The sequence below is a fragment of the Acinetobacter sp. ANC_7682 genome, from assembly GCF_056779795.1.
Genome location: NZ_JBWYIQ010000083.1, coordinates 1 through 512, shown reverse-complemented (window position 1 = coordinate 512; position 512 = coordinate 1). Strand labels below are relative to the sequence as shown.

The window sequence follows — 512 nt, the reverse complement described above, 5'->3', positions numbered from 1 at the left end:
AGTTATCCGTGGTTCTGCTCTTGCTGCACTTAACGGTGAAGCTGGTCAGTTCGGTGAAGATGCAGTTGTTGCTCTTGTTGAAGCGCTTGACTCTTACATCCCAGAGCCAGTACGTGCTGTAGACCAAGCATTCTTGATGCCAATCGAAGACGTATTCTCTATTTCTGGTCGTGGTACAGTAGTAACTGGCCGTGTAGAAACTGGTATCGTTAAAGTAGGCGAAGAAGTTGAAATCGTAGGTATCAAAGACACAGTTAAAACTACAGTAACTGGTGTTGAGATGTTCCGTAAACTTCTAGACGAAGGTCGTGCGGGCGAGAACTGTGGTGTACTTTTACGTGGTACTAAGCGTGAAGACGTACAACGTGGTCAAGTACTTTCTAAACCAGGTTCAATCAAGCCACACACTAAATTCGATGCGGAAGTATACGTACTTTCTAAAGAAGAAGGTGGTCGTCACACTCCATTCCTTAACGGTTACCGTCCACAGTTCTACTTCCGTACAACTGACG

General features: G+C 45.3%; 1 protein-coding gene. It reads left to right on the top strand.

Annotated elements, in window-relative coordinates:
• Nucleotides 1–512 (top strand): EF-Tu/IF-2/RF-3 family GTPase (locus AC1M9D_RS14085; protein ID WP_481612446.1); only part of this gene is annotated, 512 nt, incomplete at both ends.